Annotated in this window: 23 protein-coding genes; 3 read left to right on the top strand and 20 right to left on the bottom strand. The window is 35.7% G+C overall.

Translation table 11 applies throughout. The features are described from left to right. Positions 1 to 98: 98 nt before the first annotated feature. Together O1A01_RS11005 and O1A01_RS11000 are read left to right on the top strand one after the other, a co-directional pair. Positions 99 to 1,040: a DMT family transporter gene (locus O1A01_RS11005; protein WP_270066259.1), complete on the top strand. Its 942-nt coding sequence runs from the start codon at positions 99 to 101 to the stop codon at positions 1,038 to 1,040. Between the two features lie 196 nt (positions 1,041 to 1,236). Next, on the top strand, positions 1,237 to 2,130 hold the full coding sequence (locus O1A01_RS11000) for a cupin domain-containing protein (protein WP_066411906.1): 894 nt from the start codon (positions 1,237 to 1,239) through the stop codon (positions 2,128 to 2,130). Positions 2,131 to 2,184: 54 nt separating this feature from the next. Here O1A01_RS11000 and O1A01_RS10995 read toward each other — a convergent pair whose 3' ends face one another. From O1A01_RS10995 to O1A01_RS10960, 8 genes are all read right to left on the bottom strand, one after another. After that, entirely contained in the window at positions 2,185 to 2,673 is a 489-nt protein-coding gene (locus O1A01_RS10995; protein ID WP_066411909.1) for a hypothetical protein, read from the bottom strand. 127 nt (positions 2,674 to 2,800) lie between these two features. Beyond that, positions 2,801 to 3,220 carry a DoxX family protein gene (locus tag O1A01_RS10990; protein ID WP_066411913.1) on the bottom strand — a complete coding sequence of 140 codons (420 nt, stop codon included), beginning with the start codon at positions 3,218 to 3,220 and terminating at the stop codon, positions 2,801 to 2,803. A gap of 31 nt (positions 3,221 to 3,251) precedes the next feature. Continuing rightward, entirely contained in the window at positions 3,252 to 3,854 is a 603-nt protein-coding gene (locus O1A01_RS10985; protein WP_066411915.1) for an alpha/beta hydrolase, read from the bottom strand. Continuing rightward, a complete protein-coding gene (locus O1A01_RS10980) occupies positions 3,854 to 4,765 on the bottom strand; it encodes a ring-cleaving dioxygenase (protein WP_270066258.1) in 912 nt (303 codons plus the stop codon). Before O1A01_RS10980 ends, O1A01_RS10985 begins: the two co-directional genes overlap by 1 nt. 12 nt (positions 4,766 to 4,777) lie before the next feature. Beyond that, on the bottom strand, positions 4,778 to 5,371 hold the full coding sequence (locus O1A01_RS10975; protein WP_270066257.1) for a flavin reductase family protein: 594 nt from the start codon (positions 5,369 to 5,371) through the stop codon (positions 4,778 to 4,780). Between the two features lie 21 nt (positions 5,372 to 5,392). Then, positions 5,393 to 6,331 (bottom strand): ring-cleaving dioxygenase, encoded by a 939-nt coding sequence (locus O1A01_RS10970; RefSeq protein WP_270066256.1) that lies wholly within the window; start codon positions 6,329 to 6,331, stop codon positions 5,393 to 5,395. 19 nt (positions 6,332 to 6,350) lie between these two features. Then, complete coding sequence (locus O1A01_RS10965) at positions 6,351 to 6,971, bottom strand: nitroreductase family protein (RefSeq protein ID WP_270066255.1); 621 nt, start codon at positions 6,969 to 6,971, stop codon at positions 6,351 to 6,353. 271 nt (positions 6,972 to 7,242) lie between these two features. Then, complete coding sequence (locus O1A01_RS10960) at positions 7,243 to 7,848, bottom strand: TetR/AcrR family transcriptional regulator (protein WP_270066254.1); 606 nt, start codon at positions 7,846 to 7,848, stop codon at positions 7,243 to 7,245. Between the two features lie 166 nt (positions 7,849 to 8,014). On the opposite strand from O1A01_RS10960, the gene O1A01_RS10955 reads away from it, so the two are divergent. Continuing rightward, positions 8,015 to 8,785 carry an SDR family NAD(P)-dependent oxidoreductase gene (locus tag O1A01_RS10955; RefSeq protein WP_270066253.1) on the top strand — a complete coding sequence of 257 codons (771 nt, stop codon included), beginning with the start codon at positions 8,015 to 8,017 and terminating at the stop codon, positions 8,783 to 8,785. Positions 8,786 to 8,809: 24 nt separating this feature from the next. Here the strand turns inward: O1A01_RS10955 and O1A01_RS10950 are convergent, their stop codons facing one another. From O1A01_RS10950 to O1A01_RS10895, 12 genes are all read right to left on the bottom strand, one after another. Continuing rightward, on the bottom strand, positions 8,810 to 9,373 hold the full coding sequence (locus O1A01_RS10950) for a DUF6609 family protein (RefSeq protein ID WP_066411926.1): 564 nt from the start codon (positions 9,371 to 9,373) through the stop codon (positions 8,810 to 8,812). Positions 9,374 to 9,421: 48 nt separating this feature from the next. Next, a complete protein-coding gene (locus tag O1A01_RS10945; RefSeq protein ID WP_174522353.1) occupies positions 9,422 to 9,724 on the bottom strand; it encodes a DUF6199 family natural product biosynthesis protein in 303 nt (100 codons plus the stop codon). Between the two features lie 192 nt (positions 9,725 to 9,916). Then, complete coding sequence (locus tag O1A01_RS10940; protein WP_066411929.1) at positions 9,917 to 10,588, bottom strand: SOS response-associated peptidase; 672 nt, start codon at positions 10,586 to 10,588, stop codon at positions 9,917 to 9,919. 24 nt (positions 10,589 to 10,612) lie between these two features. Beyond that, positions 10,613 to 11,215, bottom strand: coding sequence for a DUF6199 family natural product biosynthesis protein (locus O1A01_RS10935; RefSeq protein ID WP_157076581.1), 603 nt, complete (start codon positions 11,213 to 11,215; stop codon positions 10,613 to 10,615). 81 nt (positions 11,216 to 11,296) lie between these two features. Beyond that, positions 11,297 to 12,658, bottom strand: a complete 1,362-nt coding sequence (locus O1A01_RS10930) for an RNA-guided endonuclease TnpB family protein (RefSeq protein ID WP_066411933.1) — start codon at positions 12,656 to 12,658, stop codon at positions 11,297 to 11,299. A gap of 485 nt (positions 12,659 to 13,143) precedes the next feature. Continuing rightward, entirely contained in the window at positions 13,144 to 13,671 is a 528-nt protein-coding gene (locus O1A01_RS10925; RefSeq protein ID WP_066411936.1) for a GNAT family N-acetyltransferase, read from the bottom strand. A gap of 195 nt (positions 13,672 to 13,866) precedes the next feature. Continuing rightward, a complete protein-coding gene (locus O1A01_RS10920) occupies positions 13,867 to 14,322 on the bottom strand; it encodes a hypothetical protein (protein WP_066411939.1) in 456 nt (151 codons plus the stop codon). Then, positions 14,319 to 15,098 (bottom strand): aminoglycoside 6-adenylyltransferase, encoded by a 780-nt coding sequence (locus O1A01_RS10915; RefSeq protein WP_066411940.1) that lies wholly within the window; start codon positions 15,096 to 15,098, stop codon positions 14,319 to 14,321. The genes O1A01_RS10920 and O1A01_RS10915 overlap by 4 nt, the downstream gene beginning before the upstream one ends. A gap of 1 nt (position 15,099) precedes the next feature. Next, entirely contained in the window at positions 15,100 to 15,405 is a 306-nt protein-coding gene (locus tag O1A01_RS10910) for a hypothetical protein (RefSeq protein ID WP_066411941.1), read from the bottom strand. A gap of 10 nt (positions 15,406 to 15,415) precedes the next feature. Then, the gene (locus O1A01_RS10905; protein ID WP_066411942.1) at positions 15,416 to 15,868 is read right to left on the bottom strand and encodes an NUDIX hydrolase; all 453 of its coding nucleotides are present in this window, start codon (positions 15,866 to 15,868) and stop codon (positions 15,416 to 15,418) included. 501 nt (positions 15,869 to 16,369) lie between these two features. Continuing rightward, positions 16,370 to 17,527: a mannitol-1-phosphate 5-dehydrogenase gene (locus O1A01_RS10900; RefSeq protein ID WP_066411344.1), complete on the bottom strand. Its 1,158-nt coding sequence runs from the start codon at positions 17,525 to 17,527 to the stop codon at positions 16,370 to 16,372. Between the two features lie 5 nt (positions 17,528 to 17,532). Next, positions 17,533 to 19,614, bottom strand: a complete 2,082-nt coding sequence (locus O1A01_RS10895; RefSeq protein WP_066411346.1) for a BglG family transcription antiterminator — start codon at positions 19,612 to 19,614, stop codon at positions 17,533 to 17,535. Positions 19,615 to 19,655 lie beyond the last annotated feature (41 nt).

Below are 19,655 nucleotides of genomic sequence, written 5' to 3'. Positions count from 1 at the left end.
TTTCGTTTTTCTTTCATTATATAATAAAATATTCTGCCATTCTATTTATAATGTTAAAATTATTCCATCAGCATTTATAGAACGAGAGGGATATATCCATGGCATCGAAATATTATGGTTTACTACTTTTAACAAGCTTTCTTTGGGCAGGAAACTTCATCGTAAGTAAAGGGCTAGTAGATCACGCATCCGCTATGACATTAACTGTTTTACGTTGGGCAATTGCCGTTATCGTCCTTTTCCCTATCGTATGGTGGAAAGAGAAAAAAATCTTACCCTCGCGTAAAGCTATTCTTCCTTTATTTTTAATGGGAATCACTGGGGCAGCCTTATTTAATATTTTTCTTTTTATCGGACTAGAAAACTCAACAGCATCGAATATTGGACTCCTATCTACATTGAATATCGTTTCGATTGCATTATTCTCCTTTATCTTTTTAAAGGAGAAAATCAATCCATTACAAATTGGATCTATGGTAATTTCTCTATTAGGTGTCCTACTTGTTATGTCGAAAGGAAATCTCGAATACTTGCTCTCCCTTCAATTCAACAGTGGTGACGTATGGATGTTAGCAGCTGTTGGCATTTGGGGAATTTATTCTGTATGTAACAAATGGGCATCTGCTACTACTTCTCCGATGATGGCAATTCTTTACTCTGGAGTGTTCGGGTTAATTGTTTTAGTTCCGTTTAATACTACCGGGCTTACTGTTACGAATATTAATCCTTCTTTTATCGGAGCAATTCTTTATACAGGAGTCATTTCCACCGTCGTTTGTATGGTACTTTGGAACATCGGTGTACAGAAGATTGGTGCAACAACATCCGGATTATTTTTAAACTTTAACCCTATCTTCACTGCCATGTTAGCTTTTTTCCTACTTGGAGAAGAAATAACGATTGTTCAAGGAATAGGCAGCGGTATTGTTATATTAGGAAGTTTTTTATTTACGTACTTTAAAGCGAAACAAATCCCAGCAAAAATAGTAATAGAACCGAAACTACAAAACGAACAAACAAGCCGTTCTCACGCTTCTTGATGAAGAGTGAGAATTTTAACCTTTTCACATGATGAATATTTTTACAAGCGTTTACTTCTATATCGTCATCACCCTTATTATACTTATTATTGCATGGAGTGTTTTTAGAGGATGGAGAAAGAAAGCTTAATTACCTTGAACACTTTCCATATATAGGCATATATTAGTGTTGATAAAAATAGAGGGGAATGAGGAAATGTCTTATTACGCAAGTCCACGTCCACACCCGTATTTTAACAATGAAAATGAGGAAAATAGTTTTAGAAGTAATGAGGAAGAGCAAGAAATTTTAGCTGCTATCCTCACAGCCGTTAAAAGAGAAGCATCCGCCTATAATCTGTATTATCGCTTAGCTTGTGAAGCACCAACTGTCCAAGAGCAACAAAATTTGCTACGTTCGCTTGAGGAAAAGCAAGATCTTGTCACAACCTTTTCGCACCTTTATGCGGAATTAACAGGAAGTCAATCTACGTTGGAAGTGGAGCATATACCATATGATAACTTCGAAAACGGCGTTCAAAGAGCTTTTGAAATCGAAGCGGAATGTTTTTCTGAATATAAAAGATGCTGCTCTTTGACCAATCAACAACAGGTACTAGAAGTATTTCAGTCTGCCCTTGCGAAGGAGCAAGAGGTTGCAGCCAGATTTGATGTTAGAGAAGAAAAACGAGTGACCATTCGTGACTACGGACCAGGTCCATTCGTTATTGACATCGAAGAAGCTACGAAACAGAACAACACATTCCGAACTGCTCTATGGACTGGAGAACATCTACAAATCACACTAATGAGTATTCCTGTTGGGGAAGATATCGGCTTAGAAATTCATCCGCATCTTGATCAGTTTTTACGAATTGAGGATGGAGAAGGAATCGTACAAATGGGCGATCAAAAAGACCGTTTAACGTTTGAACGTAAAGTGAAAGACGACTTTGCCATCGTCATCCCTGCCGGCAAGTATCACAACCTAACAAATACCGGTAATAAACCGTTGAAGTTATATTCAATTTACGCACCACCTCAACATCCATTCGGGACTGTTCATAAAACGAAAGCAGAAGCAATGCTTGCCGAGGAAATGCATCATTAATAATTAGAAAAAGGATGAGAAATGTCTAAGCGACTTTTTTCTCATCCTTGTTTATTACACCAAACTTTCAATCCTTCTCCCTCTACTTCTCCATTTCTCATACAAGTACTGTACTCCATATAATAAATACGCCTTGTAATGTATGTAAAAGAAGAACTGAATTCTACTTAAGCGATTTAATCGAATGATTTTAAATTTCTTCATGATATCCATCATAATGAAGGCAAATATTCCGTCCGCCAGAACGTTAAGTAGCAAAAACTTTTTAAAACTTCCGTACGAGTATTTTAGCAGCCACATGGAAAAAGGCGCATAGGGCCCAATACTAAATGGGAGCTCATCTTTTAGAAATGAATCTTTCTTATCATAAAACTTCCACCACTTTTTCTTATTTCCATACAAGTGGTTAAAAATCTCAAAAACGATAATGAAAACTCCTGCAACAGAATACCGTTTAAAGTTGCTTTTCCCGATAAATAACAAAGTTAGCCAAGGAAATATAACGATGATCATGTTGAAAAACAGGTGTCTTTTACTAATCAATAAACTCCCCCCTAATTAAATTGTACTTTATTAACATATCCAATTAGATGGAAAAAATTAATTAATTGAATAAAAAAGAGCTAATCATCTAGATTAGCCCCTGCTTTTCGTTAAATATTATCTCGTTCTATTTACTAATTTTAACATCTTCTTCTTTTGAAAAAATGAAGTGATGCACAGAAAATAGCTTGCTTCCATTAATCAACAGATAGACAGCCATTGCTAGAAATGCTAAATCTAGCTCATACCCAGCCATTTGTCCATTACCGAAAATACCAACTGCAAATTTTACTTTTATCATTGCTCCAATCATGACTAATGCGATAAGTGCAGAAATAATTTTTGTACCAAAACCGATAATTAAGGCAAGTCCACCGACTAATTCAATAATTGCAACAACATATGCCATAAAACCTGGTATTCCGATGCTATCAAACCAACCAACTGTATTTTCAATTCCTCCTTGGAATTTATCTAATCCATGTAAGAAAAATAATACTCCAAGCGTAATACGTAAAATAAGTGCTCCTACTTCATGTTTAAACATTGTAACTATACCTCCGTGATGTAATATAACTTTATAATTTTCGATACCATATTGCAGCTGCTTGTACTTCTTCTTGTGTTAATTGATGACCTCTATTTTCCCAATGAAGCTCAACATTAGCACCCGCATCATCTAATAATTTTTGTAGCTCTGCTGATTCCATTGGCGAACAGATTGGATCATTCGTTCCAGCCGCAATAAAAACAGGCGTACCTGTCAAGTCGGGAAGCTCAATTCCTTTTCTAGGCACCATTGGGTGATGAAGAATTGCTCCTTTTAAAGCATTCTTGTAATGGAACAATAGGCTAGCTGCGATGTTTGCTCCATTGGAATAACCGATTGCTATTACGTTGTCACGTTGAAAATTGTACTTTTCTGCAGCTTCATTTAAAAAATCGTTTAATTCTTTCGTACGAAACACCAGATCTTCTTCATCAAACACACCTTCTGCTAATCGTCTAAAGAAGCGAGGCATTCCATTTTCTAATACGTTACCACGTACACTTAAAACCGATGCTTCGTCGTCGATCATCCCTGCTAACGGTAACAAGTCTAATTCATTTCCACCTGTACCATGAAGCATTAATAGTGTAGGTTTGCTTGCGTCTTTTCCTTTATTAAATATATGTTTCATCATTCTTCCCCCTTTAAAGTTCTAACTTGAACAGAAGGTAGCATTTCCTCTAATTTCTTCCGCTTCTCTTCTAACCACGACGGTAATTGTAGACTCTCTCCTAAATGTTCGATAGGTTCATCAACAGTAAATCCTGGTGGGTCTGTTGCAATTTCAAACAAAATTCCTCCACCTTCATGAAAGTAAATGGCCTTAAAATAGTTTCTATCTTTTATTTCAGTAGGGTGATAACCGTTACGTTCAAGTAGCATCTTCCACTCGCTTAGCTCGCTTTCATCACTAGCTCTCCAAGCAATATGGTGAACAGTACCAGCACCCATTAATCCTCGTACGGATGGCAATAACTTAATATCGACTATGTTACCTATGCTTGCACTACTTTTGAATCTTAAATAACCTTCTTCTTCCCCTACCATTTGAAAACCTAACATCTTTTCTAAAACATCTGCCGTTTTATTCGGTTGGGCAGATATTAATGTCGTACCGGCAAACCCTTGAATTGCATGATCACCATCAGTAGCGTGCTCGACTAACTCAAGCACCAATCCATCCGGGTCTTTGAACTGTATATAGCTTTCGCCAAAACGATTTGTTATCTCATAAGGAATATCGAATGTTTCTAGACGATTTTTCCAGTATGGGAAAGAGCCCTTCGGAATGGAAAAGCTAATAACACCTACTTGCCCCATACCGATTCGTCCTTTTAACTGCTTCTCCCAAGGAAAAAACGTTATCACTGTACCAGGATTACCAGCTTTATCGCCGAAGTAAAGGTGATACACTTCAGGGCGATCGAAATTTATTGTCTTTTTCACAAGTCTCAAACCTAATACGCTCGCATAAAAAACGATCGTTCTTTGCGCATCGTTCACCATGGCAGTAATATGATGTATACCTGCTGTTTTTAACATAACTCCTCCCCCCTATTTCGGTCTTTCTATTGAAAAAACATCACCGATTTTTGCATAATTACTACCTGCTAATCGACTTACAGCTCCTAATCCACGCGGATCTATCTTTCCATCGCTATAAATGGACTCATCAACGTGATACTGCTCAACTTTTCCAATAAAAAGATCACAGCCACCTAAGTCAATTGCTTGCACTAAAGAGCATTCAAAGCGGACTTTCGCTTCCTTCACACCAGCCACTTTTACTCGTTCACTTTTAACCGGTGTTAATTGTGCTAATGTAATTTCGCTCTCGTCAGGTGGGAGGCTTGCCGCTGTTTTATTCACTTTCTCTACATTCTCCTCATCAACAATGTGAACGACGAACTCTTTATTGTCGATAATGTTTCTAGCAGTATCCTTTCGTTCACCCGAGGAGCGCTGGATCGATATTGAAATCATCGCTGGATTAGAGGAAACGATATTAAAATAACTAAACGGCGCTCCATTTAACACACCATTTTTCGATTGAGTCGTAACAAAAGCAACAGGTCTTGGAATAATGCTTCCAATTAGAAATTTATAATTCTCTCTTTCAGACAAATTTTCTGGATTCAGTGATAGCAAAGAAAATGCCTCCTTTTAAAGTTAGTCCAACTTACGAACTGTAAATGGTATTAACCCACTTTCAATTCTGTCGCGAAATTGCTCATATTGAGTTGGTAGCATTAATTGTGCTCCCATCGTTTCAAGTGATTCGTCATGAGCAAACCCTGGAGGATCTGTTGCTATTTCGAATAAAATTTCCCCATGCTCTCTAAAGTAAATCGCATTAAAATAATTTCTATCTTGCACTGGTGTGACAGCAAAACCATGTTCGGTAGCAAACTTTTGCCAATCAAGCTGATCCTCATCATCCTTTGCTCTCCAAGCAATATGATGGACAGTACCTACGCCCATTTGTCCGCGGCCGGTTTTCGTAGTTTTTACATCCACTACGTTACCGATATCACCCTCTGAACGGAAACGTTTATACTCGCCTTCTTCTCCTACAAACTCAAGTCCCATTACTTTTTCTAACGTTTCTGCTGTATGTTTCGGTTGTGATGAAAGAAGAATTGCTCCACCAAAGCCTTTAATCGCAACTTCTGGTGTTACATCTCCAAAAGTCCAATTGTTCACTTCTCCGTCTGCTCTTTCCACTATTTCTAACTGAAGTCCATGTGAATCCTCAAACTGTAAATTGGTTTCGCCAAAACGGTCTTCTTTTGTTGTTGGTATTTCAAACTTATTTAATCTCTTTTCCCAGTAAGAGAGTGAACCAACCGGAACTGCGTAAGTCGTAACTCCAACTTGTCCGTCACCGATTCTACCCTTATACGCATTTGCCCAAGGGAAAAATGTAATAATCGTTCCCGGCTTTCCACCTTCATTTCCGAAATATAAGTGGTACGTTCCAGGGTCATCAAAGTTTACTGTTTGTTTCACTAAACGTAATCCTAACACACCTGCATAAAAATCAACGTTTTCTTGCGGGTGACCGACAATCGCTGTAATATGATGAATTCCCATTGTTTTTTCACCCATCTTTAAACACTTCCTTTTATTAAATGTACGTAACAAATTCACTAACTGGCTTCCGATAGCCTCGAGGCTTGCGACTAGCTACCTTTTCTTTTCCAATCGTAATCATCAGTGCTATTTCATATTGTTCGTCAACCTTTAATATTTCTCTCACTTTTTCAGCGTTAAATCCGATCATTGGACATGTATCCCAACCTTTTTCCTTGGCGGCTAACATAAATAACATCGCGGAAAGTGAGGCATTACGAATCGCGTCTTCTCGTTGAAATTGCGCCCCTCCTGTTTCGTAAAAAGAAACAGTATCTTGAACCATATGATCATATTCTTGTTTATTTACAATCCCTAACATTTTTAAGCCTTCATAAATTTCCGATGCTTGTTTGTATGCTTTTTTATCTCCAAGAACAATGATTACAGCTGAAGCAGTAGATACTTTATATTGTCCATTTGCGGCTTCACGCAACTGCTCTTTCTTATTTTCGTCTAAGACTGTTACATAATGACTATGCTGCAAGTTAAATGCGGAAGGACCGAATTTTACTAGTTCAAAAATCTCCTGCAATTCTTCTTTTTTTATTGATATATTCGGGAGAAAATTACTAGCAGAACGTCTCTCTTTTACTAATTGGATAAAATCAGTCATTTTAAAATCTCCTTACTTTTTCAAAATCTTGAAATCGAGATATAAACTTAAAAAAATATAACTGCAGATAGAAACAATCTTGAATTCGAGATATTAAACAAAAAAATATGAAACAAAAAAATATCTTGACTTCGAGATAATAATACTAGCTTAACGAAAAGTTGTCAACAGTTTTAAATAAAAACTTTAAAAACATTTTTATTGGAGAGAGCATTATCGTCCCCCTCCTTTTCGTAAGCGCTAGAGCATCAACAACTTACACATGCTCCTTTCATTCATTTTTATTTTTAATATATATCTTCTCAGTAGAAAAATTTAAAACATGTAAAAGCTGCTCCCCCATATAGGATGGTGACGTTGGAAAATCATCTTCAATCCATTGGAGAATGATGCCGATAATACCATTAATACGATATGTAATAAAAAGCTCTATGTCAATACTAGGATCAATGTTAGTAACATCAAATTCAAACTCTTCACGAAAATATTTATCTAGTTGATTGGAAAATCTTTCTTGAAAATTTGTGGTCGATGCTTGCCTAAGCATCAGCTTATAAAACTGTCTATGTTCTATAAAATGATCGAATAAAATAATCGAATTGGAAGGGAAGTCATGAAAGTTTATTACCGATAAATCTTCATATGGTTTCCGGAATACTTCTTTCATTTTATCAAACATATTTTCTATTACTTCTTCTAATAACTCCTCTTTTTTCTCATAATGTGCATAAAAAGTTCCGCGATTAAAACCGGCTGTTTTCACTATTCCCGTAATAGTAATATCGTGAAAATTCTTTTCTTCCATTAAATCTATTAAAACTTCATGAAACTTTTCCTTCGTTCTTATAACCCGCTTATCAGGATATGGAATAGACATCTCATGTTCTCCTTTACACTTTTAACATACAAAATAAAAGGTTTTGTACGATAACATACATTTCCTTCATTATTGCATATTGAAACGTTTTCATGCACCTTTTATGCTTAGTATGCAGCCAATATCTTTATTTCAAGATAATAGATTAACAAAGGAGAGATATAACATGAACTTTGAAGGTAAAGTAGTCATCGTTACAGGTGCAGCAGGTGGAATTGGGAAAGAAGTTGTTCGTAAATTAGCTAACGCACAAGCAAAAGTAACACTAGTAGATTTAAATGAGGAAGCAGTTAAAGCTGTACAAGCTGAGCTTGGTTTAACAGAAGAAAATAGTTTAGTCGTAAAAGCAGACGTTTCTAATGAAGAAAACGTTAAAAATTACGTTGATCAAACAGTTGCGAAATTCGGTCGCATTGATGGGTTTGTAAATAATGCAGGTGTGGAAGGCCCAGCAAAACCACTTGAAGAAGTAACAGAAAAAGATTTTGACTTCGTTTACGGCATTAACGTAAAAGGTGTACTTTTCGGTTTAAAATATGTACTACCAGTAATGAAGGAGCAAAAATCAGGATCAATCGTTAACACTGCATCCGTTGCAGGCTTAATCGGTTCCCCAAGCATGGTTTTATACAACTCTTCTAAACATGCAGTTATGGGTATTAACAAAGTAGCTGCTTTAGAAGCAGCAGCATATAACGTTCGTGTTAACACAGTAAACCCTGGTGTTATTAATACACAAATGATGCGTAACATTGAATCAAACGTTGCCCCAGGTGCAGCAGAAGCAGCACAAGCAGCTTACAACGACGCAGTACCGATGAAACGTTACGGAGAACCACAAGAAGTAGCAAACGTTATTGCCTTCTTACTTTCTGACGAAGCTTCTTATGTGAGCTCATCTTCTTACACAATTGATGGTGCTTTATTCAACGTATAATTTATTTGATTGTGGCTGTCCATATTATTTGGGCAGCCATTTGCTATGTAAATAAGTTGGTACATGAGTTGTTCTCTTCATGTTTAACATTATTAAACCAACGATAAGCTTCAAACTACCATCAATCATTGCAAAAATTAGAAAAGGAACACTATTCAAAAATAAAGCAATCACTCCATTTAAAACGGTTAAAAATCCTAACAGTAACATTATTTTTCCTTGTGAGAAATAAAAACCAAAAAAGTGTATTCCAACGACTATAAAAATACATAACCAGAACAGTCTTAAATCGTTAAAGCCTATTATCAATCCGCTAGCTGTACATAGTACTACATTTAATAATATGGACACATTATCCATATTATCTTGAAATTTAGTACTTTTCCCATAAGCCAATTTTCGATTAACAAAAGGTAGACACAAAATAAGTATGAAGCCAACAAAATATCCGATTCCAAATAAATACGGTTGTATTAATAAATCTCTTCCGATTAACGAAGAGATTATAATAATTAGTCCGATGTACATTAACCAGACTCCGCAAGTTCTTTGCGTATTATACTCCCTCTTAATACTCGTTTTTGGCAACCATATCCCTCCAATTACGAAGTTCCAAAAGATTAACTTTGCATTCGCTTATTCTAAACTTTTTAAAAATTTATGCCCTGCCATAATGAAATATACGATGACCATAAATAAAAGCAACAAACGAATAAAGGGGCTAGTAACGATAATAGCAACTGTAACGAAAGTTATTACAACAATTGAACTAATTGATGCAAATTTTATGTACCGAATATAATTTTCCGACAACTCTGGCTCCTCTTTATACTTCCATCTCTGTAATAATAAAGCGCTCTCCTTTGGAGCAAAATATGTCCAAATTAAAATTCCATACAAAGGTAATAAAAATATAATTTCTATTATTAACTCCCCCATTTTCGGTCCCTCCTTCATCCTATACAAATACTATCTTTTTCATACGTGTAAAAAGGTAAGAAGTTTCAACTTAATTCTAATACTCTATTTCTCTTAAGGAATTGAACGAGATTCAAAAAATGATAGAAAGTGTTGAATTTTAATAAAAAAAAACAGTCCACAACTAAGTAGACTGCGATGGTTATTTATTTTTTAAACTCGTTCAATTAAGTCGATCGAATTATTCCGTGTCGAATTCACTTTTGGTGAAACTTCGTAAGCTATCATTTCATCCGAATTATACGGAATGAGTAACGATTTTAGCTCCGTCTTATCTTTAGTTGCTGGATCTAGCCATATGGATTGCTTCTCTTTCGGTAAAATAACCGGCATTCGATCGTGTATATCAGTCAATAAATCATTTGGTTCTGTCGTCAAAACCGTGCACGTGTGAACCGCCTCCCCTGAAGGAGCTTTCCACGTATCCCATAGTCCCGCCACTCCAAACAGCGAGTCATCCTTCATTTTTATACGCATAGGTATTTTGGCTTTCCCATCCCGCTTCCACTCGTAAAAAGAATCCATCGGAATAAGACACCGTCTTTGATAAAATGACCTTTTAAAACTTGGCTTTTCATCCACTGTCTCTGAACGAGCATTGATCATTTTGGAAGCCATTTTCTCATCCTTCGCCCAAGACGGTATGAGTCCCCATTTTAAATGCCCCATTCGGTTATTTGTTCCATCATTAATAATGGACACGATTTGTTGCGTAGGAGCGATATTGTAACTATTGGCGAAAAGTTCTTCATCAAACGCTAGCTGAATATCAAACTCACTAATTAAATATTCAAATGTTGTTATTAGCGTAAAGCGGCCACACATTTAAAAACACCCTTTCATGAAACATTACAGAATTGCAACGATTAATAGAATAACTCCAACTATCGGAAAAACCTTCCATCCTAAACGTTGCATCGACAAATAAAATTCAGATGGCTCGGGATCTCTAACGTCCAAAAAATTTCGTAAATAAAAGAAAAAGAGTGGAAACTTTCTATCAAAAGCAGTATAACCAAATAAAAAGAACACAATTAGCAATAACGGTACATCCCCACGAATTACTTCGTTTTCATGCATAGCAACATCGACTACATGTTTAAGCGGTATGACATAATCTTTCGTAAACGGGGAATTGTTATTATATCCAATGCGAATTATCGCATCCTCTTCTATAAAAGGTTCCCCATTTTCACTTGTTAAAAAGAAGTAATCTGGAGAATACATTCCTTCGAACAACAATAATCCTTTTTCATCTTTTATACGTACCTTCTCATTACCCCAATTATTTGTAGACGTAGTAACTGTATATTGGCGTTTTATTTTACTAGGGAGAAGGTACGTGACATTTTTCGTCTCCCCATCTTCGCCTTCTTTAACTAATAGATGAATAGGCCCATAAGTATGTTTACCAATGTAGTGTGTAGTAGACCCATCTACTTTCTTCTCCAAAAAAGTTTGGTGAACCTCTCCCACTAATTGCTAACACAATTTGAAGGAGCATCTCTTATCTTAAATACAGTACAAACAAAGCTAATAGGTCACCGCCGGTGCCTCCATTGCCTTTGTTAGACTAATGAATGAAGATAAGGTCTGATTTGTTCTATTTGCCAAAACAGGAACTTTTGCCTGTAAAGACAACCATACCTTTTCAGGTAAGGATTTTTGGTAAGCGCGTATAAAATATCGTGCTGCGATATTGTAACTAGCTGAAAGATCTGCATGATAAACTTTACCTGTAGTAAATACAGCAAGGTCTTTCTTATCGTTTCGTTCCACTTTTCCAGAGCCATCAAATGCTAATGCGCTAGTATTGCGTGGATTTACCCTGGATATTCTAATCCCTACATAGTTAGCCATTTCTTTGACTTTGTTTTGAATAGCTGTTTTACGCCAATAACGTAGTTTGAAACGAAGTTTCTTTGCTCCCCAAAAACCTTTCGGGACTCTCATTTTGTTAAGATATTCGAATACAATAACTTCACATTTGTTTTCTTTCGCAAATTTCACAATTTCATGACACGTATGATTAATAATGTGTTTTTGCAAACCATGGATTTGTCGCCAATAATTAGGTGCAGCAGCCCAACCGGATTCACGCTGAACTTTTCGAAGCTTATTTGTCATCCGATACAAACGGTCTTTTTCTTTCGCCTGATTAATAAACTTTCGAGCCAAGACAGTGCCCTTTGCATCCACGATGGAACAAACTGCAGAGTTTGTGATTCCTAAATCTACTGCACATACTTTTTGGCTATTGATTTCTGTCTTACTTAGAGCCACCCTGTTCGAATAACTGATGTTTAAGAAATATTTTTTCCCAACTTTAACAAGCTTGGGGTTATGTTCTTTCCAGCTCCAGACATCTCGTTTATATAAATCTTGTTTTCTAAACTCTATGTCCACCCATACCCAATCATTATGATGAAACACCTTGATACGGGCAGTAGTGTCTGAAGTTCTTTGGAACATATTAGTTTTGTAAAACACCGGAAATTCTTTGTGTTCTAGTTGTAATCGAGGTGGTCTCTTGTTAAATCTCTTCCCTTCAGAAAGAGTTATTTCCTTCTCCTTTAACCAATTTTTATAATTCGAACGATAGCTTTTTACTTTCCCGAAAGCAGTAGCTATTGCACTTCTTCTAAAATAGGAAGGAAATTTATAAAAACGCTGATTAAATTCTTTATATTTTGGAAGGGGATTTGATTTAGTGGTATGTATTAGCTTTTCTACTGCTGAGACAATAGACTTCGTAGAAATGTCACTCAAATCATCAAACTCGTTGTCTATAACATTTATAATAAATGCTAATGCTTCGTTATAAATATTTAATGTGGGATCGAAAATTCTCGAATGATTCGTAATCTTATGACGTAACGTTTTAGCCATTATCATCACTAACCACCCCCTCTTTACGAACGTTTGTTCTATACCGAAGTATACCATTTTCCTATTATTTTGTAAATATATGAGGGGATTAAACATGAGTGATTACAAATAGAACAAACATTCTTATTATAGATTGACCTATCATTTAATTGCTGTAACAAAATACCGACATAAAGGGATACTGAAAATATAATGAACAGCTTGAAGAAGATCACAATAGAACAACAAGGAGAGTAAGACCTTAGAGCCTAACCCCCACTAAATCATAGAATTTTGAAGGGGAATGCGGCACTAATATTTTGTTCAAATTCCATTCCTTTTGAAAAAAAGATGAAGAAATAAAAAATCGATATGCTAATAATAAGGATTGCTAGTATGAATTTCACATTCTTATTCTTTGCGATTTCCTTCCATTGTTCCGTTTTTATATAGACTCCCCCTATGAAACTGTGTTACTTTATGTACGATTATTGATGATTAAAGTTGCAAGTTTATTTAGATAAATTAATCCAAAGTCTCTTAATAACGTTACCATCATCCTCAACGAAGTCTGTATCTGGTTCACCACCGTTTTTTATGATCACTTTATATGACGCTTCATTCGTTTCATCACAAACGACAAGTGCTTTAGTAATGCCTAAGTCTTTCGCCTTCTCAAGTGATAAAGCTAATATTTTCGTTGCATACCCTTTTCTTCTTTCGGACGGCCGAATTCCGTACCCAATATGCCCACCTTGATATAACAAAAATTCCGTTAACCGATGGCGTATATTTACCGCTCCTAGCACTCTATTATTTTCATTAATTAACCAAAACGTACTGTCCGGTCCCCAGCCCTTAGGAAGGTTTACCCCATTTTCATGGTCTTGTATAAATTGAAGCATCTCTTCGAAGTTTGACGGGTCCCTTTGGATAACCCAAGGGACCATATTTTCCCCACTATCGACCCATTCTTGGTAGAAAGATAAATATTCCTCTTTGAGTTTCATCGTTGGTTTAATTAAATGTAGTTGTTCCATCCTCTATAGCTCCCTTTTTTGGTGAATACGGCTTTTATCTAGTGTTCTATGAAAACAATTGATGCAATTCGTGATTTTTATGCTGCACTTGGAAAATTAATTGACGCACTTCCAGAAGCTGGCCCCAAGCTTAGACGATGCACCTATCCCGTACAACACTCAATACACTAAAAAGCGCTAATCATTTTACTTTGATTAGCGCTCCCCTATATTAAACGGCTCGCCTTCAAAAACAACGGTAGCGAGTTTCCCCACTTTTTCCTCTTCCAGTTCCAAAACGAATGTTCTTGGAATTGCTATATCGTTACAATTGTCTGATTGGGTAGTTGTATGTATCGTTAAAATCGATTCATCCTCATTCCATTCCATCTTTTTAACACGTTTCGGACAGGAACTTTCGATGGTGTGCAAAAAGAGAATAGTAGACTCATCGAAATTAATAGTAGGTGCTTTTCCTTCTAGGTTAAATTCACCCCACAGATCATCAAGTGTTTCTGTTCGATCGGCTATTTTTACTAACCTACTCCCAATTGAGTGATCCACTGGACCATTTTGTTCCGAATGAATCACACTTTTACTCGGTAATTGATTACTACAAGCTATCAAACTTACAGAAAAAAGTAACACTAGCATAACTTTAAATTTATTCACCTGGCAACTCCTCCCTCGAGTAAACACATCAATTTTTCATCCGGCCTTGCAAAATCGCTTTTTTCGATTACTTCCAAAAATAAAGCCTTTAACTTTTTAGCGGACTCTTGTATATTTTCACTATTAGTTTCATTTGGATAGGTTAGAAGATATTTTCTAATAAAACTAGGGTCCAAAGTGTCGTAGGCTTTAAACTGGTGAAGTTTTTTGTTTTCATTCAGCGCCTGCACCTCAAGAATAAATCCTTGTAACATTTCAATTATTTTCATTGCGTAAATAAGATTATTTCGTTTTAACTCAATATTTAACCTTCGCATAAAATACACAAACTCAAAAGCGATATCTGGTGTAACGTAATATTTTACTTGTCTATTAGAAAAACGCTCGTGCTCAAAATTCATATTTTTTAGTACAATACCCGTCTTATCAACTAACACCTTCCATAACGGAGATCGAACATTTAAATAGGCAGTCGGTAATGTTGAAATATTAAACTCTAAACCATTTTCTAAAATAGCAATAATAATATACACTTGCTCACTATGTCTTTTCGCTTTCATATAAGCAACGTTGAACTCTCCTAAGCATTGGAGAACGTAATCTTTCAACTGCTCTACCTCTTCAACCGTGCATACCATTAAATCAATATCTGAAAACTCATCACGGTAGCCCTTTACCCCTGATCCTAATTGAACAACTCCTTCAACTAAATCAGACTCCTCCAATTGTTTCACTAATTTTTGAAAATACAATTCTCTCTCTTCCACACTATACATGCTACACCCCTTCGTTAAATTTCACTGAGCTTTTGTAGTAAAACCAAAAACTTGAAAAAAACGTTAGTAACGCAGTACCACCTAAAATAAATACACCATCCCAATATGAAGACTTCCCGGTTACTACCCAAACTTGATATATAATCGTTAAGATTGCTGATACGACGACTATACCCCATAATAGTGAAAGAATATTTTGTTTTATGTCCGCTGCAATTCCATCTGTGGTACGGTATTTTATCATTGCTATTTTCTTTAATGAGAAAAGTAATAGTATGATGGAAGTTAGTAATAATAGATAATCCATCGCATCCACCTTACTTTGTTACCTCTTGAATATAGGACTCCATATATTTTCTATATACATCCGTTAATCCCTCTGGCAAATTGTTTAAGTGAAAATATTGTAAAGCTTTTGACTCGCTTTGATCCATCTCAATATTTCCTTTCACATCACGTGTTTGGTAAACAGCTGTGACCGAATATAATTCATCCCCATTACTGACCTTTAAATAAAATTCAGCACCTGAGTAAACTCCTAGTAGTTTCAATTCACCAATATCTAGCCCTGTTTCTTCTTTCACTTCTCTTCTCGCAGTTTCCTCTAGACTTTCTCCTAATTCCATAATTCCACCTGGTAACCCCCAGCCTCCGTCATGGCGATGTTGCAACAACACTTGATTCTGTTCATTTATTATTAATACAACCGAACCTGGTAATATTAAAGGTCGGTGCCCGACTAACTTTCTTAATTCCATTACGTATTCCATATATAGATCCCCCTTTTGCTATTCGTACTCCTCTTTCTATTAACTAATAATTTCCACATAAAATGGAAAAATCCTCTGTAAAAAAAATTGCCACTTTGAAAACATAATTTAAATCTTCTTATGCTCTCCTCCTTTTTGCTTCAAATAAACTCGAACTTACACCAACCCGAATGCTAGTAAGGAAATTATTATGTTAAAAAAAAGCTGTGGATGGACTACTGCTTTCACTTTATTTGCGATAAACCCCATTTTATTTGCGGTACTCCTTTTTTATTTGCGATACTCCTTTTTTATTTGCGATAAGCACCCTGTTATTTGCGATAAGCTCCCTGTTATTTGCGATAAGCTCCCTGTTATTTGCGATAAGTACCCCTTCTATTTGCGGTAGCCCAGTATGTTATAAAATTAGGACACAATCTTATATATGTTGTAAACAATAATAAAAAAGCGGCCCAAAAAGTCAGTCACCACTAACTTTTTAAACCGCTTTTTTTCCATATTTTACGCTTCGGATGCATTACTTTTCAACATATCATACGCACGAATTACTTCTTTCGCAATTTCACTATTTTCCTCTAATTTGCTAACTGTCTTTAGAACATATTCCGGTCCATGTTCTTTAATCATACTTTGAATTTCCATCGCTTCTTGGTCTTCTGGATTGTCAAAAAGAAGAGCTGCGGCAATTGCTTTTGCCAAGTTCTCAAATGGTAACCCAGCTTTTTCTGCTTGTGTTGCAGGACGAATAAGTCTATCTTCCGGACCTAGTTTACGAATTGGAGAACGTCCAACTCTTGTTACGCCATCATTTAAAAATGGATTTTTGAATCGTTCAATATTTTTATTAATGTAAGATAGGTGTTCTGTTTCATCAATGCCGTATTCTTTTACTAAATAAGCACCTGTTTCTTTTAATGTTTCTCTAACCTGGTTGGCAACTGCGTCATCTGCAAGGGTCTCATCGATAGTTGATTTTCCTGCTAAATATCCTAAATATGCGATTACCGCATGTCCAGTGTTTACGGTAAATAGTTTTCGTTCAATAAACGGAGCAAGGTCTTCTACAATTGTCATACCTTCAACATGTGGAATCGACTCTTTTGCCTCTACAACCCATTCATAGTACGGCTCCACGAGTACATCGAGCGAATCTTGGTCTTGAATTGGCACGATGCGGTCAACTGCAGAATTAAAGAAGTGAACTTTCCCTTCGATTTTCGCTTTTGTTTCTTCGTCTAGATTGTCTAAAATGTGTTGCTTAAGTATATCTGTTGCACCAATTTGATTTTCACAAGCAATAACGTAAAGCTTTTTTTCATCGGTTTGAGCAACGCGCTCTGTAATTCCACGAGCCATTAAAGGTGCAATTCTCGGTAAAATGTTTGGGCCGATTGCTGTCGTTAAGTAAGTAGCTTCTTTAATGGCAGTGATAACTTCTTGTTCTTGTGTCATGTTGTTTAATCCGGAAACGTTGTCGATTTGAATCGTTTCCTTTTGATTCGTAGCTAATACAACTTTATAGCTTTTTTCTTCGTTTAGTTTATTTATTATTTGTTCAGCAATATCAACAAAAGTTACATGGTAACTTGATTGAGAAAATAATGCCCCAATGAAACCTCTACCGATATTTCCTGCTCCAAAGTGAACCGCTTGTTTCAACTTCATCATTCCTTTATCAAATTATTTTGAAGATAGTCTAAAAACAAATCTTCTAACTTCCGTCGAATGAGTGCTTCGTTGGAAGATGAATAAATCATCATCGATACATCACTTTCGATTAAACTCGTACTAATCATGCTAAGTATTTCTTGTTCTCTTTCACTCATATGTACCGGAGCTAGCATTAGCAACAAGCTTTTCATTTGTACTTCCTGGCCATCCATTCCTTTAATTGTGTAAGGGGTGTCGATATGTGCAATTTGGAATATAAGTTCTTTTATATGATTATCACGACAATGAAATAGCGCCATATTCGTATTAGGGATACCAAGGCCGCCCTGTCTTTCCCTTGCCATTAATTGTTGTACAACACTAGAAGTATTTGTATGTAATCCCTCTTGTTCCGCGTCTTTTACTACTTCTTTTATCGTGTTCCAGTGATCATCAACATTTTGCTTTCGAACGACTCTTAAATTATTTAAAATAGAATCCATACTAGACTGGACATCTTTTATTTCTTGTAGAAGTACTTTTACATCCGTTCGATCATGTTTAAACGTATCTTTTTGATCCGTGTTTAAATAACTTTTTTTCCGTGTTACTTTTTCTATATTATTTTGAAGGTAACTTTTAATCGTATCGATATCTTCCTCACGTAACAAAGGGCTTACTAAAATATAATCAACATTTGTAAAAGGTAGTCTTACTGTTGATATGACAACATCGTATTCATCCAAAGTAGCGCTTTGAAAATCATTTATAGATAGTATTTCTATATCTTTAATTTCCATTAATTCTTTTTGAATTCTACTTGCTAGCATTTTTGAAGCACCTATACCAGTCGGGCAGACGACTACAGCGTTTATTTTAACTTCCTCTTCATTCATTAAAAGTGCTGAGCCAAAATGAAGAACGATAAAAGCGACTTCATCTTCAGGAAAATCGATGTCTATAAATACTTGTTCCAAGCTCTTTTTCACAGCCATAAATAGAACTGGGTATTTCCTTTTTATCTCATCTGTTAACGGATTAAATATATCTAGTTTTTGCTTAATCCGAAAAATAGAAGGCTCCATATGTGCTAATAAACCTTGATAAAGCGAAAAATCATGTGATAAATTTACATGCAGCTTTGTAGAGATGTCTTCAATTACTTTCTTTATTAATTTTCCTAAATGAACGCTATCGTATAATACGACGTCTGTACCTTGAACTTTCGAGCCCTTTAGTATGACAGTTAGAAAATGCCGATCACTTTTACTAATCTGCATATATAGTTTTTCTTCTAATTCATTACAAATATTTTCTATTAAACGATATTCAGCAGTAAGTTCATTTTCCGAATCATACTCTTGAGTTAAAACATAATTATTTTTTGTTCGTTGAATGGTAATACAAATGTGAACGACGAGGCCAATATAGTCACTGTCTGCTAATCTCGCTTGATCTTTCTGCATTTTTTGATTCACTAGCTGATCAATCATTAATAAATCTCTTGGAGAAAAATATCCAAGAATCTCTTTATTAGTGTATTTTCCTTGTTGAAGTTGATATAAGCTATCTATTAATTCTTCATAGAAATAAACTAAAATATAGCTGGCTAGAGCGTGCCTTTTGTTCGCTTCTTCGGCAATGAGTTCAATCCCAACGCCTCTTTTTTTTATAAGCTTAATAGAAAATTTCCGTAGCCACTCTGCTAATTCATCTACATATGTTGCTAAAGTTGCTCCACTAACACCAATATCATGAGCCAGCCCTTGTATTTTAAAGGACGGACCTTCATGTAGTAAAGTAAGGAGCAAGTTTAACTTTCGTTCTTCAGGAGTTATATCAGTCGGATGTATAGTAGCTAAATTTTGGATTAGCTTATAAATATCTTCATTTTTACCTTCAATAAAAAGACCATCGTTAGCAGTACGATTTAATTGCAAATGAAATTTATCTAATATTTTTTCTATCGATTTTAGATCCCGTTGGACCGTTCTTCCACTAACATTTAAAAACGAAGATAGTGTTGAAACGGTATGCTTTCTAGAAGTTCTCACAATTAAATTGATAATGTTTTTTTCCCTCGAGGTAATAAACATTCTCTTCACTCATTTCATTTATTTAAGCGAAAACGTAGAAA

Origin of the sequence: Sutcliffiella sp. NC1 (genome assembly GCF_027594365.1) — a bacterium.
GTDB classification, from domain to species: domain Bacteria; phylum Bacillota; class Bacilli; order Bacillales; family Bacillaceae_I; genus Sutcliffiella; species Sutcliffiella cohnii.
The sequence above is the reverse complement of the archived record's forward strand: the minus strand, read 5'-3'. Positions and strand labels throughout refer to the sequence as shown.